The 16434-nt window shown below is 33.5% G+C and carries 15 protein-coding genes; 8 read left to right on the top strand and 7 right to left on the bottom strand.

Annotation, left to right across the window (positions count from 1 at the left end):
• The first annotated feature begins 3 nt into the window (after positions 1 to 3).
• Together ilvA and AC1EUV_RS01205 are read left to right on the top strand one after the other, a co-directional pair.
• Positions 4 to 1266 carry a threonine ammonia-lyase gene (gene ilvA, locus AC1EUV_RS01210; protein WP_480196830.1) on the top strand — a complete coding sequence of 421 codons (1263 nt, stop codon included), beginning with the start codon at positions 4 to 6 and terminating at the stop codon, positions 1264 to 1266.
• Positions 1267 to 1307: 41 nt separating this feature from the next.
• A complete protein-coding gene (locus AC1EUV_RS01205) occupies positions 1308 to 2906 on the top strand; it encodes an NADP-dependent glyceraldehyde-3-phosphate dehydrogenase (protein WP_480196829.1) in 1599 nt (532 codons plus the stop codon).
• A gap of 103 nt (positions 2907 to 3009) precedes the next feature.
• On the opposite strand, the gene leuB is transcribed toward AC1EUV_RS01205, so the two are convergent.
• The 4 genes from leuB to AC1EUV_RS01185 are packed head-to-tail and all read right to left on the bottom strand — an operon-like array spanning position 3010 to position 7297.
• The gene (leuB, locus tag AC1EUV_RS01200; RefSeq protein ID WP_480196828.1) at positions 3010 to 4128 is read right to left on the bottom strand and encodes a 3-isopropylmalate dehydrogenase; all 1119 of its coding nucleotides are present in this window, start codon (positions 4126 to 4128) and stop codon (positions 3010 to 3012) included.
• A 7-nt stretch (positions 4129 to 4135) separates the two neighbouring features.
• Positions 4136 to 4723 (bottom strand): 3-isopropylmalate dehydratase small subunit, encoded by a 588-nt coding sequence (gene leuD / locus AC1EUV_RS01195; RefSeq protein WP_480196827.1) that lies wholly within the window; start codon positions 4721 to 4723, stop codon positions 4136 to 4138.
• A 3-nt stretch (positions 4724 to 4726) separates the two neighbouring features.
• Positions 4727 to 6124 (bottom strand): 3-isopropylmalate dehydratase large subunit, encoded by a 1398-nt coding sequence (gene leuC / locus AC1EUV_RS01190; RefSeq protein WP_480196826.1) that lies wholly within the window; start codon positions 6122 to 6124, stop codon positions 4727 to 4729.
• Positions 6125 to 7297: a 2-isopropylmalate synthase gene (locus AC1EUV_RS01185; protein WP_480196825.1), complete on the bottom strand. Its 1173-nt coding sequence runs from the start codon at positions 7295 to 7297 to the stop codon at positions 6125 to 6127.
• Between the two features lie 154 nt (positions 7298 to 7451).
• On the opposite strand from AC1EUV_RS01185, the gene AC1EUV_RS01180 reads away from it, so the two are divergent.
• Positions 7452 to 8993 carry a hypothetical protein gene (locus AC1EUV_RS01180; RefSeq protein ID WP_480196824.1) on the top strand — a complete coding sequence of 514 codons (1542 nt, stop codon included), beginning with the start codon at positions 7452 to 7454 and terminating at the stop codon, positions 8991 to 8993.
• Here AC1EUV_RS01180 and AC1EUV_RS01175 read toward each other — a convergent pair whose 3' ends face one another.
• The 3 genes from AC1EUV_RS01175 to AC1EUV_RS01165 are packed head-to-tail and all read right to left on the bottom strand — an operon-like array spanning position 8994 to position 11063.
• Positions 8994 to 9680 (bottom strand): RluA family pseudouridine synthase, encoded by a 687-nt coding sequence (locus AC1EUV_RS01175; RefSeq protein WP_480196823.1) that lies wholly within the window; start codon positions 9678 to 9680, stop codon positions 8994 to 8996.
• Between the two features lies 1 nt (position 9681).
• Positions 9682 to 10287 (bottom strand): ribosome biogenesis GTP-binding protein YihA/YsxC, encoded by a 606-nt coding sequence (yihA, locus tag AC1EUV_RS01170; RefSeq protein WP_480196822.1) that lies wholly within the window; start codon positions 10285 to 10287, stop codon positions 9682 to 9684.
• An 11-nt stretch (positions 10288 to 10298) separates the two neighbouring features.
• Complete coding sequence (locus AC1EUV_RS01165; RefSeq protein ID WP_480196821.1) at positions 10299 to 11063, bottom strand: alpha/beta fold hydrolase; 765 nt, start codon at positions 11061 to 11063, stop codon at positions 10299 to 10301.
• 237 nt (positions 11064 to 11300) lie between these two features.
• On the opposite strand from AC1EUV_RS01165, the gene AC1EUV_RS01160 reads away from it, so the two are divergent.
• Genes AC1EUV_RS01160 through AC1EUV_RS01140 form a run of 5 tightly spaced genes read left to right on the top strand, consistent with a single transcriptional unit; the run spans position 11301 to position 16426 of the window.
• Entirely contained in the window at positions 11301 to 11774 is a 474-nt protein-coding gene (locus AC1EUV_RS01160) for a division/cell wall cluster transcriptional repressor MraZ (protein ID WP_480196820.1), read from the top strand.
• Positions 11749 to 12654, top strand: coding sequence for a 16S rRNA (cytosine(1402)-N(4))-methyltransferase RsmH (gene rsmH / locus AC1EUV_RS01155; RefSeq protein ID WP_480197537.1), 906 nt, complete (start codon positions 11749 to 11751; stop codon positions 12652 to 12654). The genes AC1EUV_RS01160 and rsmH overlap by 26 nt, the downstream gene beginning before the upstream one ends.
• Positions 12654 to 12974 carry an FtsL-like putative cell division protein gene (locus AC1EUV_RS01150; RefSeq protein WP_480196819.1) on the top strand — a complete coding sequence of 107 codons (321 nt, stop codon included), beginning with the start codon at positions 12654 to 12656 and terminating at the stop codon, positions 12972 to 12974. Before rsmH ends, AC1EUV_RS01150 begins: the two co-directional genes overlap by 1 nt.
• Before the next feature lie 5 nt (positions 12975 to 12979).
• Positions 12980 to 14959 (top strand): penicillin-binding protein, encoded by a 1980-nt coding sequence (locus tag AC1EUV_RS01145; RefSeq protein WP_480196818.1) that lies wholly within the window; start codon positions 12980 to 12982, stop codon positions 14957 to 14959.
• A 3-nt stretch (positions 14960 to 14962) separates the two neighbouring features.
• Positions 14963 to 16426 (top strand): UDP-N-acetylmuramoyl-L-alanyl-D-glutamate--2,6-diaminopimelate ligase, encoded by a 1464-nt coding sequence (locus tag AC1EUV_RS01140; protein ID WP_480196817.1) that lies wholly within the window; start codon positions 14963 to 14965, stop codon positions 16424 to 16426.
• The last annotated feature ends 8 nt before the right edge of the window (positions 16427 to 16434 follow it).

Below are 16434 nucleotides of genomic sequence, written 5' to 3'. Positions count from 1 at the left end.
TGTATGAAAATTAAAACCACATACTCCCCTAAATTGGTTGAAGTGCGGAAAGCTGTAACTACATTGAAAGATGTAGTTACAGTGTCTCCGTTAATGCTAAATTTTAATTATTCTAAAGAATTTAATGCTGAAATTTTACTTAAAAGAGAAGATTTACAACAAGTTCGTTCATATAAAATTAGAGGAGCTTATAATAAAATTAGTTCATTATCAGAAGATGACTTAAAGAAGGGAGTGGTTTGTGCAAGTGCTGGTAATCACGCTCAAGGTGTAGCTTTTGCGTGTCATAAATTAGAAATACAAGGAACAATTTTTATGCCTTCACCTACACCTAAACAAAAAGTTGAGCAGGTAAAGATGTTTGGCGGAGAGTTTATAGATATCCGTCTTACGGGTGACACTTTTGATGATGCTTTTGCTGCCGCGAAGCAAGAATGTAATGCTCAAGGTAAAGTCTTTGTTCATCCTTTTGATGACGAAAAAATTATTGAAGGTCAAGCGACAGTTGGGTTAGAAATTTTAGAACAATCTAAAGAGCAGCTAGACTATGTTTTTGTTCCAGTTGGTGGAGGTGGCTTAGCGGCTGGGTTATCTAGTGTATTTAAATTATTATCTCCTCAGACAAAAATTATTGGCGTAGAGCCTCAAGGTGCTCCTTCTATGCTAAATGCTATTAAAGCTAATAAGAACGTTATTTTAGATAAAATAGAAAAATTTGTAGATGGCGCGGCTGTAAAACAAGTTGGAGAACTAACCTTTAGAATTTGCAAAGAGAATCTAAATGATATGATTACTGTTCCAGAAGGGAAAGTGTGTCAAACTATTTTAGACTTGTATAATAAAGACGCTATAGTTGTAGAACCAGCCGGAGCATTAACCTTGGCGGCTTTAGATTTTTATAAAGAAGAAATTAAAGGTAAAAATGTAGTCTGTATTGTTAGTGGTAGTAATAATGATATTACTAGAACTGCTGAGATTAAAGAAAGGGCTTTATTATATCGCGGTTTAAAGCATTATTTTGTAGTAAAATTCCCGCAAAGAGCAGGAGCATTGAAAGAGTTTGTGAATGGAATACTTGGTCCTAACGATGATATAACTCATTTTGAATATTCTAAAAAGCACAGTAGAGAAAATGGTCCAGCTATAGTTGGTATTCAACTAGAAAGCAAAAATGATTTAGCACCTTTAATGTTAAGAATGAAACAGAAAGCGTTTTTTGGTGAATATTTAAATGATAAGCCCGATTTATTTCAATACCTAGTTTAATTATTACGAACTTTGTAATAAGTGATTAAAAATAAAGTAGTATGACAGCAATAAAAGATATACCTCAAAGATTTCAATTAGAGAACCCATTTCATCAAAATACTTATTTGGTTAATAATCAATTAATAAAGTGGGAGGGTAAGAAAGCCGAGGTTTACTCACCTATTCTAACTACAGACTCTAATGATAAAAAGGATAAAACCTTTTTAGGAACAGTGCCTGAACTTGGTGAAAAAGAAGCCTTAGAGGCATTAGATGCAGCCGTTGTGGCATACAATAAAGGGCAAGGAGAGTGGCCAACTATGAAAGTAGCTGATCGTATAGGTAGAATGGAACTCTTTGTTGAAAAAATGAAAGATACTCGCGAACAAGTAGTAAAATATTTAGTTTGGGAGATTTGCAAAACAGTAGCCGATGCCGAAAAAGAATTTGACAGAACCATTGACTATATCTACGATACCATAGAAGACTATAAGAATATGGATCGAGATAGTGCTCGCTTTCAAAAGAATGGAGGTATACATGCTCATATTCGCAGAGGACCTTTAGGAGTAGTATTATGCTTAGGCCCTTATAATTACCCACTAAATGAAACATTTTGCTTGCTAATTCCGGCATTGATCATGGGTAATACTACTGTCTTTAAACCTGCAAAACATGGTATTTTATTGATTACTCCATTGTTGGAATTATTTAAAGAATGTTTCCCGAAAGGGGTAGTTAATGTTATATATGGTAGAGGCAGAGTAGTGGCATCACCTATTATGAAAACAGGGAAAATAGATGTATTAGCATTAATTGGACATAGTTCTTCTGCAAATGCACTACAAAGCTTGCACCCAAAATCAAATAGGTTACGATTGGTTCTAGGGTTAGAAGCAAAGAATCCAGCCATTATTTTGCCAGATGCAGATATAGATTTAGCTGTAAATGAATGCATAGCAGGTACCTTATCGTATAACGGTCAGCGTTGTACTGCATTAAAAATTGTATATGTTCATGAAGATATAGCCGAAGAATTCAATAAGAGATATTCAGAAAAAGTTGATGCCTTGCAATTTGGAAATCCATGGGGTGAAGGAGTAAAATTAACACCTTTACCAGAGCCTGGTAAAGTAGAATATATTCAAGATCTAATTGATGACGCGAAGGATAAAGGAGCTGAGGTTATTAATAAAAGAGGAGGTGAAATATTAGATAATTTTATTTTTCCTGCAGTGCTGTATCCTGTGTCAAGAGAGATGAAGGTGTATGAAGAAGAACAATTTGGTCCTGTGGTACCTATTAGAACATTTAAAAATGTAGACGATCCACTAGATGATATAGCTGAATCAAATTATGGTCAGCAAGTAAGCCTTTTCGGGAAAGATGTTGCTCAATTATCACAATTGATTGATACCTTGGTAAATCTAGTTTGTAGAGTGAATTTAAATAGTTCTTGCCAACGCGGACCTGATGTTTTTCCGTTTACCGGAAGAAAAGATTCTGCCGTAGCTACATTAAGTGTGCATGACGCGTTACGTAGTTTTTCTATAAGAACATTTATTGCTTCAAAAGATAATGAGTATAATAATCAAATCTTAGAAGATTTACTAGATTCAAAGAAGTCAAACTTTGTAAGTACAGACTACATTCTTTAAAAGTAGCTAAACGGGGTAAGTATAAAATCAAAAAGAGCACTTGCAAATTGCATGTGCTCTTTTTTTAACCAAACCACTACTAAAATTTACTAATTCAAAAAGATCATATAATAGTCGATTGCCCAATGTGAATATTCTGAAAATTGATATTAGTGTCTTCTGGGTACTGAATATAATCAGCTATAAAATCACCAACTTTTTCGGTTGTTACATTATCAAATTCAGTGTTGATATCCGGAGTAGTTATTTTTAGCTTTAGTGATTTTTCTACTCCTTTTCTAATCAATTCAGCCTCAGTATGTAGATTAAAATGCTCTAATAGCATAGCAGCAGATAGAATAGAAGCGATTGGATTTGCAATACCCTTTCCTTTTGCTTGTGGGTAAGATCCATGTATAGGCTCAAACAAAGCATATTTTTCGCCAATAGATGCAGAAGCTAATAGCCCTATGGAACCTCCAATAACACTGCCTTCGTCTGAAATAATATCTCCAAACATATTTTCGGTTAAGATTACATCAAATTGACTTGGGTTTAAAATAATTTGCATTGCAGCATTATCTACAAATAAAAAGTCAAGCTCAACATCACTATAATTTTTGCCAATTTCAGTGACTACTTTACGCCACAGTCTCGAAGATTCTAAAACATTGGCTTTGTCTACTAATGTTAGTTTTTTCTTCCTGTTTTGAGCTGCTTTAAAAGCTAAATGTGTTATACGTTCAATTTCATGTTCACTATACTCGCAAAGGTCTGAAGCTGTTTTTCCATCCTTACTTAATTCTTTTTTTCCAAAATAAATGCCTCCTGTGAGTTCTCGGTAAATGGTGAAATCTGTCCCTTTTATAATTTCCTTTTTTAAGGGAGATTTATCTAGTAATTGCTCGTATGCTTTTACTGGGCGAATATTTGTAAATAAGCCTAATGATTTTCTCAATTTTAATAAGCCTTGTTCTGGGCGCACTTTGGCAGAAGGATCATTGTCATACTTGGGGTCACCAATTGAACCAAATAGAACAGCGTCCGCATTATAACATGCTTCTAATGTTCTTTCTGGTAACGGATTTCCAGTTTTGTCTATTGCTATAGCTCCAACTAAAGCTTCTTTATATAAAAAAGTATGATCAAATTTATGTGCAATTGCATCTAATACTTTTTTTGCTTGCTCGGTTACTTCAGTACCGATACCATCACCTGGTAATACTGCTATTTGTAATTTCATAACTTATTTATTGATTTGCCATTTCAAAGGCTTCAATTTTATTTTTTTTACTAATCAAATAATCAATGTCATCATAGCCATTAATCAAACATAATTTTTTATATGGATCTATTTCAAAAGCTTCTGAAATATGACTTCCTTGAATTCCTATGGTTTGCTCTTCTAAGTTTACTTCTATTGCTGTATGAGGATTTTCAGTAACTTCTTTTAATAAAAATTGGAGATATTTTTCTGACACCTGAACTGGTAAGATGCCATTATTCAAAGCGTTTCCTTTAAAAATATCGGCGAAAAAACTGCTAATAATTACTTTAAATCCATAACCAGCTAAGGCCCAAGCTGCATGTTCACGACTAGAGCCACAACCGAAGTTAGTACCAGCTACTAATATACTTCCGCTATAACGTGTATTATTCAATATTAATTTATGATTTACACTACCATCTTTATTAAACCGCCAATCTCTAAAAACGTTTTCACCAAATCCTTTTTTATCAGTAGCTTTTAAGAAACGAGCTGGAATGATTTGATCGGTATCTATATTTTCTATCGCCAAAGGAACAGCTGTTGCTATTAATTTTTTAAACTTTTCCATAATTTACAATAGAGCTAATGATTTTACTTCTTGTGTTACATCTACAATTTTTCCTGCCACGGCAGTAGCCGCAGCGACTAAAGGGCTAGCTAAAATAGTTCTAGAGCCTTGTCCCTGACGACCTTCAAAATTTCGATTTGAGGTGGAGACACAATATTCACCTTCGGGTATTTTATCATCATTCATGGCTAAACAAGCTGAACAACCTGGCTGTCGCAATTTAAAACCAGCAGATTCAAAAATTTCTAGTAAACCTTCTTGTTGAATTTGTTTTGCTACTTGCTGTGACCCAGGAACAAACCATGCGTTTACAGTTTCTGCCTTTTGCTTCCCTTTAATGTATTGCGCAGCTATTCTAAAATCTTCAATTCTTGAATTGGTACAACTACCAATAAATACATAGTTTATTTGTTTCTCTAAGAGCGATTCACCTTTTTTGAAACCCATATATTGCAATGATTTTTCAAAAGAAGCATCGTTATCTTTAGGAATATTTTCAGTGATTTTAATCCCCATTCCTGGATTTGTTCCATATGTAATCATTGGTTCAATGTCTTCGGCATCAAAGTGGTATTCTTGGTCGAAAACAGCATTATTATCAGTTTTTAAAGTTTTCCAAGAAGTTACTTTTTTATCTAATTCGTTTCCTTTAGGGGCGAATTCTCTATCTTTTATATAATCAAAAGTAGTTTGATCAGGGGCAATCATGCCACCCCGCGCACCCATTTCAATACTCATGTTGCACACCGTCATGCGACCTTCCATAGACATTTCTTCAAATACATTTCCAGCATATTCGCAAAAAAACCCGGTACCAGAATTAGTACCTAGTTTGGCAATGATATAAAGAATAACATCTTTTGGTAGTACACCTTTCTTTAGTTTTCCGTTTACATTTACACGTAATTTTTTGGGCTTAGTAATCAATAAACATTGACTTGCGAAAACCTGCGCAACTTGACTGGTGCCAATTCCAAATGCGATGGTTCCAAATGCACCATGAGTTGATGTATGGCTATCGCCACAAACCATGGTCATTCCTGGTTGAGTGATACCTAATTCTGGAGCCATTACGTGTACAATTCCATTATATTTATGACCTAATCCGTAAAGAGTAATATTATTCTTTTTACAGTTTTCAGTAAGTTGTTTTAATTGATTTCTAGACAGTAAATCTTTTACCGGTAGATGTTGATCTATAGTAGGCGTATTGTGATCTGCTGTCGCTACAATTTTATCTGGTCTGGCGATAGGAATTTTACGTTCTCTTAATTCGTTGAATGCTTGAGGGCTGGTAACTTCATGAATTAAATGTTTGTCAATGTATAATATCTGCGGTCCGTTTTCTATAGAATCGACTACATGTGCATCCCAAACTTTATCAAATAATGTTTTCCCCATTTAAGCGTAGATTGAAGTTCCTAGATTACTAGTTTTAATAATGGCATGTATATCATTATCCTCTATTTCTTTCTTTTTATCAGCAAAATTTAGGAAGGTGGCATATACTTCATCTAACTGTAACTTGGTAAGTTCATAACCTACTTTTTTTGCTCTATAGGCCAAAGCAGCTCTTCCGCTTCTAGCTGTCAATACAATAGACGATTCTGTGACACCTACCTCCTTAGGATCAATGATTTCGTACGTTTCACGATTTTTGATTACACCATCTTGATGAATACCAGAACTATGTGCAAATGCATTAGAGCCCACAATTGCCTTATTTGGTTGTACAATCATACCCATGTTTTCTGATACCATTTGACTGGTGTCATACAAAAGTTGTGTGTTAATATTGGTGTCTAAATTTAAATAAGGATGTTGTTTTAAAATCATTACGACTTCTTCTAGAGAAGTGTTACCAGCTCGTTCACCAATTCCATTAATTGTACATTCTATTTGACGTGCACCATTTATAACACCAGAGATTGAATTTGCAGTCGCTAAACCTAGATCATTATGGCAATGACATGATAAAGTGGCTTTATCGATATCTTTTACGTTATCTACAAGGTATTTCATTTTTGCTCCGTATTCTTCAGGTAAGCAATATCCGGTTGTATCTGGTATGTTTAAAACAGTGGCACCAGCTTTAATAACTTCTTCGCAGACTCGAGCTAAAAATTCATTATCGGTTCTGCCAGCATCCTCTGCATAAAACTCTACATCTTCAACAAAAGATTTTGCATAAGAAACTGCAGCTACGGCACGCTCAATAATTTGTTCTCTTGTGGCTTTAAATTTATATTTTATGTGGGAGTCAGAAGTACCAATACCTGTATGAATTCTTGGTTTTACAGCATATTTAAGTGCTTCTGCTGCAACCTCAATATCTTTTTTCACTGATCTTGTTAGTCCACAGACGGTAGCATTTTTTACTATTTTTGATATGACTTGTACTGAGGAAAAATCACCAGGGCTAGAAATTGGAAAACCGGCTTCAATAATATCAACACCTAATAGGTCTAGACGTTGAGCAATTACTAATTTTTGTTCAGTATTTAGCTTGCATCCGGGGACCTGCTCACCATCTCTTAAGGTTGTATCAAAAATGTCAACTTTATTTTTTGCCATTAATTTTTATTTAAATTTCTTTATTCACTCACAAAATTATATTTTGGTTAGATGTAAAGGCGGTTTAAGATTGAACTTTTTACAACGTTTAAAATAAAATCTTGATAGTTAAAACGCTTTCAGTTAACGATTTATATGTTTATTTGATACAACGATGAATCAACAAAAAGATAATTTGTTTGTTTTAGTAAAGTCACTTTCTAAGTCAGAAAAGCGTCAGTTTAAGTTATATGTTGGTAGGTTGGGGGTAAATTCTGATTCGAAATTTCTAGCATTATTCAATTTATTGGATAAAATGACTAAGTATGATGAAGCCGCAATTCTAAAAAGTAATGTGGTTAAAAAGGCACAGTTGGCAAATTTAAAGGCGCATTTATACAAGCAAATTTTGATTAGTTTACGGTTAAACCCGTCTCATCGAAATGTTAGAATCCAAATTAGAGAACAATTAGACTTTGCTACTATTTTATATCATAAAGGATTGTACAAACAGAGTTTGAAGATTTTAGATAAAGCAAAAAATCAAGCCGTTGAACATGAAGAGAAGAATATTGCTTTTGAAATTGTAGAACTTGAAAAAATAATTGAATCACAATACATTACTAGAAGTATGAGTGGTCGGGCAGACGAACTTGTCGTTCAGGCTAAAGATTTGAGTTTAGCAAATGTAATGGCAAGTAAATTGTCAAACTTATCATTACAGCTATACGGTATTTTACTTAAGACGGGCTATGTTAGAAATGACGAAGAATATAAAATAGTTACCAATTATTTTAAAGCTAGAATGCCTAAATACAATATTATTGATTTAGGTTTTAGAGAACGATTATGGCTCTATAAATCATATTTATGGTATAGTTTTTTAATACAAGATTTTGTGTCTTGTTATAAATATGCTGCAAAATGGGTTGATCTATTTTATAAATATAAATCAATGATCAATTTAAACCCTGTATTCTTTCTTAAAGGAAATCATTATTTGTTAGAGTCATTGTTTTTATTACGACATCATTCCAAATTTAAATCATCATTAGTACAATTGGAAGGAGTAATAAACGCTGAAAATTTCCCAAAAGATGATAATATAGAAGCGTTAAGTTTTTTATATCTCTACAATAACAAACTCAATTTGCATTTTATGGAAGGTGCTTTTGAAGAGGGGTTTTTATTAGTAGATGAAATATTAAAAGGAATAAAGCAATATAATAATAGAATTGATGAGCATCATGTAATGCTGTTTTATTATAAAATTGCTTGCTTGTATTTTGGAGCAGGAAATCATAAAAAATGTATTGAATTCTTAGAATTGATTATCAATAATAGATCACTTAAAATGAGGGAAGACTTACTGTGTTTTTCTAGAATTTTAAGCTTAGTAACACATTATGAAGCAGGAATGGATTACCATTTAGAAGTGCAACTTAAAAGTACATACAAGTTTTTATTAAAAATGGATGATCTTCATGAAGTACAAAAAGAGATGATAAACTTTTTAAAAGGATTGGGAAATGTATATCCACATCAGATTAAGGGCGAGTTTAAAAAGCTACATAAAAAATTAAAGCTCTATGAAGACGACCCTTATGAGCGTAGATCATTCTTATACTTAGATATTTTATCTTGGCTAGAAAGTAAAATTGAAAATAGACCAGTGGCAGAGATTGTTCAGGAAAAATTTTTAAAAATGAAGAGGTAGCTATAAACAGCTATTCCATACAGCGTCATCAGGTAATGGGGCTTCTAAGCTAATTTGCTCTTTAGAAACGGGATGTGCAAACTCAATCTTTCTGGCATGTAAATGTATTCCACCGTTTTTATTACTTCGGTTAAAACCATATTTAAGATCTCCTTTTATAGGAGAGCCCATAGCCGAAAGTTGCGCTCTTATTTGGTGGTGTCTACCAGTTTCTAAATCAATTTCTAACAAATAATAGTTGTTTAATTCTTTGATTATATTGTAATATAAAATTGCTTTTTTACTGCTTTGAGTTTCTTTTTTAAAAACTGTTGATTTATTGTTTTTGGGGTTCTTTTTTAAATAGTTAATAAGTGTGTCAGTTTCTTTTTTAGGCTTATTTTTCACAATAGCCCAATAGGTTTTTTTAATCTTTTTATCACGAAGCATTTTATTCAATCTTTCTAGTGCTTTAGAAGTTCGAGCGAAAATAATAGCGCCACTTGTAGGGCGGTCTAGCCGATGTACAACTCCTAAATAAACGTTACCTGGTTTTTGGTATTTTTCTTTTATATATTGTTTAACAATATCACTTAAGGGTTTGTCACCTGTCTTATCTCCTTGAGTAATATCGCCAATCTTTTTATTGATAACAATTAGATGATTATCTTCGTAAAGTACATCAAGGTTTGTAAGAGTTGAAGCCATATTATTGGGCTTTTAAATCTTCATTTACATTATCAATAAAGTCTAATAGTTCTTTACGGCCAATTTTAGCCGAAGCTGAGGTTACAAAATGCTGTGGCATTTCTTCCCAGACCTTTAGCATTTCTTGTCGATAGGTCTGTAAATTCTTATTGAGTTGTGAAGGTTTTAATTTATCAGACTTAGTGAAAATAACACAAAAAGGTATGCCATTTTCACCTAAAAACTGCATGAATTCTAGATCTATTTTTTGGGGTTTATGGCGAGCATCTACCAGAACAAAAGAACAAGTTAGCTGTTCTCTTTTTAGAAAATAGTCTGTAATAAATTGTTGGAATTTGGCACGCTGTGTTTTAGAAACTTTAGCGTATCCATAACCAGGTAAGTCAACTAAAAACCATTGTTCATTGATCTTAAAGTGATTGATTAACTGGGTCTTTCCAGGTTTACCTGATGTTTTTGCTAGATTTTTATTGTTAACTAGCATATTGATAAGTGAAGACTTGCCAACATTCGATCTACCTATAAAAGCGTATTCTGGTAAAAGTTCTTTAGGACATTTAGCAACATTTGTGTTGCTAATTATAAATTCGGCCGACTTAATTTTCATCGTGCAAAATTTTATAGCTTTTCTTTAGCAAGCCATTCGTCGAGAAGCGTATTAAAAGTTTCAGGATGTTCCATCATTGGAGCATGTCCACATTTATCTATCCAATACAGGCTAGAATTAGGTAATAACTTATGAAATTCCTCTGCGACATCAGGTGGTGTTACCGTATCATCTTTTCCCCAGATTAGTCCAGCTGGCATAGCCATATTAGGTAGATCTTTAGACATATTATGTCTTATAGCACTCTTAGCTATGGCTAAGGTTCTTATAAGTTTGTTACGGTCATTGATAGATTCGTATACATCATCGATTATTTCTTTAGTAGCAATTTCTGGATCATAGAATACATCTTGTGCCTTTTTCTTTATGTATTCATAATCACCACGTTTAGGATAACTTTCACCCATAGAATTTTCATACAAACCAGAGCTTCCTGTAAGTACAATTCCAGAAACATTATCAGGGTAATGCTTAGCGTAATAAAGTGCAATATGCCCTCCTAAAGAATTTCCTAAAAGAATGTAGTTTTCTAGTTTTTTAAATTGCGTAAACTCTCTTATAAACTTGGCGAGGTTCTTTACGTTTGTTTTAAGTAGTGGTTGTGTATAAATGGGGAGTTCTGGCATTAGAACTTGATATCCTTTTGTAGAGAAGTGGTCAAAAACACCGTCAAAATTACTTAGGTTTCCCATTAATCCATGTAAGATAATAATAGGCCTGCCTTCACCAGATTCTAAGTAGCTGAATTTTCCTTCTTTTTTGTAATTGTCACCCATTAAATAATTCGTCGGTTTATAGCTAGTTGCAAAAGTAACTATTTTGGTTCAAAGTACAGATTTTCTTCAAAATACTAAAGCCTTTTCTCTAATTAGAAACTTACGCCACTGTAATTAATTGTTAATCAGTACAATAATATTCAAATTAGAAAGTTATTAACAAAGTGGTAAAAAATGGTAAAAAGTGGTAAAAAACAGTATATTTGTCAGTAAAAATTTTAAGCAAGCAAGAGTCGATTGATCAATCTAAATGGTACATATGAGTGTAAAGCCGATGTGAAGGGTCGGTTAATGGTGCCCTCTCAGGTTAAAAAGCAACTGGCTTCTGTGTTGCAAGGTGGCTTTGTGTTAAAACGTTCGATTTTCGAATCTTGTTTAGAATTATATCCTATGACTCAATGGAATCTAGAGATGCAAAAAGTTAAGGGGTTAAATAGGTATAGAAGAAAGAATAATAATTTCATTAGAAAGTTTACTGCTGGTGTTAAAGTGATTGATTTAGATGTGTCAGGTAGGCTCTTAATACCAAAAGATCTGCACAATTTTGCTGGGATCTCTAAGCATGTTGTTTTGGCGTGTATGGGTGATAGTATTGAGATATGGGATAAACAGCGTTATGAAAAGTCAATTGATTACGATGCTGATGAGTTTGCAGACTTAACTGAAGAAGTATTAGGTGCTGATAATATTGTGGATGATGAGTTATCATAATCCAGTTTTGCTCTTTGAAAGTGTTGATGGTTTAGAAATTGATCCGAACGGAATTTATGTTGATGTCACTTTTGGTGGTGGTGGTCACTCAAGAGAAATTTTAAGTCGATTGAATAATCAAGGAAGGTTATTTGCTTTTGATCAAGATGAAGATGCTTTGCAAAATATGATTGATGATGATCGATTTACCTTGATCAATGAGAATTTTAGATATATAAAAAGATTTCTTCGATTTCATGGTGTAAAGAAAGTGGACGGTATTCTGGCGGATTTAGGCGTTTCTTCACATCAGTTTGATGTAGCTGAGCGTGGTTTTTCTACTCGATTTGATGCAGAGTTAGATATGAGAATGAATCAGCACAGTGAAACTTCGGCCTATAATGTCATTAATGAGTATGAAGAAACAAAGCTAAGTAATATTCTGTTCCAGTATGGTGAATTAAGAAATGCAAGAACTATTTCAAAAGCAATTGTTGAGGCTAGAGATGAGGAGAAAATGGAGTCTAGTTTTCAATTAAAAGAGGTGTTGAAGCGATTTCTTCCTAAAAGCAAAGAACATAAAATACTGGCTCAAATATTTCAAGCAATTCGAATTGAAGTAAATGAAGAGTTAGAAGTGTTGAAAGAATTTCTGGAACAAACAATTGATTTATTGAATGAGGGTGGAAAGCTAAGTGTAATCTCTTACCATTCATTAGAGGATCGATTGGTCAAGCGCTTCATAAGAAGTGGTTTGTTTGAAGGAGAGCCTGAAAAGGATTTTTTCGGTAATGTGACAGTACCTTTTAAAAAAGGAAAACTTATAACACCATCGGCAGAAGAGATAAAAGTAAATAATAGAGCAAGAAGTGCTAAGCTTAGAGTAGCAACCAAACTATAATGGCAAATTTTAAACAAACAGTCTACGATTTATTAAAAGGAAAGTTTCTTGTAGATGAGGATGCGCCCAAAAACTGGAGGCTTCTCATTTTTTTGGCGGTGTTGGCTTTAGTAATGATTGCTAGCTCACATAGCATTGATAAGAAAGTTCAAAAAATAGCTCAATTAAACAAACAGTATAGAGAATTGAGGTCCGAGTTTACTGCCACACGGTCTGATTTAATGAAGCTCAAAATGGAATCTACCATCACCAAAAAATTAGCAGAAAAAGGATTATTCATTTCAGAAAATCCACCAAAAAAAATCAAAGTAAAAAAATAGAATAATTGGCAACTGAGAAAAAGAACATACTCAATAAACTTTACTTGTTAACTGGTTTTATGTTCTTGTTTGCACTAGCAATTACCTATAAATTAATTGATATTCAATTTATTAAAGGTGATTTTTATAGGCAGCAAGCTGAAAAAGGAACAGTGCGTAATTTCGAAATTCCAGCTAATAGAGGTAACGTATATACTGCGGACGGAAGCTTATTAGCTACTTCAGTTTCGAAATTCGATATTAGAATGGATGCCGTTACTGTTTCTAGTGAGAATTTCGAAGAAGGTATAAAAGGGCTGAGCAAAGAGCTCTCAAAAATGTTAGGAAACACATCAGGGGCTTGGGAAACAAAAATTAGAAAAGCTAGAAAAACTAAGAACAGATATTTATTTATTACACGAAACCTCAGTTATAATGAATATCAGAAAATAAAGAAGTTTCCCATTTTTAAGCTAGGAGCTTATAAGGGTGGCTTAATAGCTGAACAGCGTACAGTGCGGGAACACCCAATAGGTAAAATAGCTGAACGTTATGTGGGTTATGATGATTATCGAGGTCGTGTTGGGATTGAAGGTAATTTTAGAGAGTATTTAAAAGGAAAAAATGGAAAGCGACTCAAACAAAAAATAGCAAAAGGTCAGTGGAAACCTTTAAATGATAATAATGAGATTGAACCAATAGATGGTAAAGATGTCTATACAACCATAGATTTAAACATTCAAGATATAGCACATCATGCTTTACTAGAACAACTAGAAAAATATAGTGCAGACCACGGAACCGTGGTAGTTATGGAAACCAATTCGGGTGAAGTAAAAGCCATTTCAAACCTTGGACGTGATAAAAAAGGTAAGTATTATGAACGTCTAAATCACGCAGTTGGCGAGTCACACGAGCCTGGCTCTACTTTTAAATTAATGAGCATGATTGTGGCTTTAGAAGATAAAGTCATTGATACTGGAGCTGTTATAGACACAGAAGGTGGAACTCTAAAAATTTACGATAGAACGGTAAGAGACTCTCATAGAGGTGGTTATGGTAAAATTTCTGCGGCTAGAGTGTTTGAAGTGTCTTCTAATGTCGGTATAGTTAAGATAATTGAAGATAACTATAAGAATAATCCTAAAAAATTTATTGAAGGTCTTCGCCGGATGAATATAGGTGATAAGTTAAATGTACCTATCAAAGGAGAAGGTGAACCTAAGTTTCGAAATCCTGAGGATAAGAACCAGTGGTTTGGAACAACCTTAGCGTGGATGACTCACGGCTATAGTGTGAGTATTACACCTTTACAAACATTAGCTTTTTATAATGCTATTGCTAACGATGGTGAAATGGTAAAACCTCGATTCATTAAAGAGGTGCGTTCCCAAAATAAACTAATTCACAGTTTTGAGCGCGAAGTTATTAATCCTAAAGTGTGTTCTCAAGAAACTATAGAGAAAGCAAAGGTAATGATGGAAAATGTTGTAAAGCGTGGTACCGCAGAGAATATTTATGATAAAAATTATTCGATGGCGGGTAAAACTGGTACTTGTCAAACAGAATATTGGACGGGTAAGACACAATATATATCTTCTTTTGTTGGCTACTTTCCTACTGATAATCCTAAATATTCATGTATTGTAGTCATCCATAAACCAGATAAAAAAATAGGGTATTATGGTAATGTAGTTGCTGCTCCTGTTTTCAAAAAAATTGCCAAGAAAATATATACAGACACACCGTTGTTAGAAGAAATTAATAAAACTGAGTTTGACTATCAATTGGTAAATAAAGATTTCAAGAAATACAATGAAAAGCTAAGAAAAGAGTATGTGGCTATGCCTAATCTCAAGAATATGTCGGGTATGGATGCAGTTGCTTTATTAGAGAATTTAGGCTTAAGAGTTGATTCGGACGGAACGGGAAAAGTCAAAGCGCAATCTATAAAAGCTGGAAATAAAATTGAAAAAGGATCAATCATCAAATTAAACCTGTCTTAAATCTTGAAAAGTTTAAAAGACATATTGTATAAAGTGGCATTAGAATCTGTGTATGGTAACACAGATTTAATGGTAGATAGTATTGAGTTTGATTCAAGAAAGACAACAAAGAATAGTGTTTTTGTAGCGATTAGAGGTTCTGTTGTAGATGGTCATAAATTTATTGATGATGTAATTGATAAAGGTGTAAGAGCAATTATTTGTGAAGAAATTCCAAAAGAAAGAGTTCAAAATGTCACATATATTGTTGTCGATGATGCGAATAAAGCATTGGCAATTTCGGCTTCTAATTTTTATGAAAATCCTTCAAAAAAATTAAAGTTAATTGGAGTTACCGGTACTAATGGTAAAACAACAATAGCAACACTTCTTTATAATTTATTTAAGGACGCTGGATATAAGGTAGGCTTACTTTCTACAGTTAAAGTCTTGGTAGATGAAAAAGAATTCCCTGCTACCCATACAACTCCAGATCCAGTTACTATAAATAAATACTTGGATGAAATGGTTCAGGCTGATGTAGAATTCTGCTTTATGGAAGTGAGCTCACATGGCATCGATCAAAAACGCTCAGAAGGATTAGAATTTGCAGGAGGAATTTTTACAAACCTATCTCATGATCACCTAGACTATCATAATTCATTTGCAGAATACAGAGATGTAAAGAAATCATTCTTCGATAGATTACCCAAATCAGCTTTTGCTTTGGTAAATATAGATGATAAGAATGGGAAGGTCATGTTGCAAAACACAGATGCTAAGCAATATACGTATGCTTTAAAGACTATAGCAGACTATAAAGCAAAGATTCTTGAAAATCAATTGACAGGTTTATTACTTGCAATTAATAATAATGAAGTTTGGACCAAGCTTATTGGAACATTTAATGCATATAATTTGTTGGCAATTTATGCAACGGCTGATTTATTAGGGGTAGAACAAATAGAGAACCTACGATTATTAAGTGGTTTAGAAAGTGTTAGTGGTAGGTTTCAATATGTGATTTCAGATTCAGGAGTAACAGCCATTGTAGATTATGCGCATACACCCGATGCATTGAAAAATGTGCTAGAAACAATAAATACTATCAGAACCCATAACGAGAAGGTGATAACAGTAGTTGGCTGTGGTGGTGATAGAGACAAGACAAAGCGACCTAAAATGGCGCATATTGCTTCAGAACTTTCAAATCAGGCAATTTTCACATCAGACAATCCAAGAACCGAAGATCCTCAATTGATTATTGATGATATGGAGGCTGGTGTTGAGCCACAAAATTATAAAAAGACCATTTCTATAGTAGATAGAAAGCAAGCTATTAAAACTGCTGGTAAGATGGCAGAAAAAGGTGATATCGTATTAATAGCTGGCAAAGGGCATGAAACATATCAAGAAGTGAATGGAATTAAAACTGACTTTGATGATTATAAAATTGTAATCAAAATTCTTAAAGAATTAGAAAAATAACTCGCTAA

The organism is Maritimimonas sp. 2304DJ26-3 (assembly GCF_056591635.1).
Note: the sequence above shows the minus strand (reverse complement) of the source record. Positions and strands in the feature narration are given on the sequence as shown.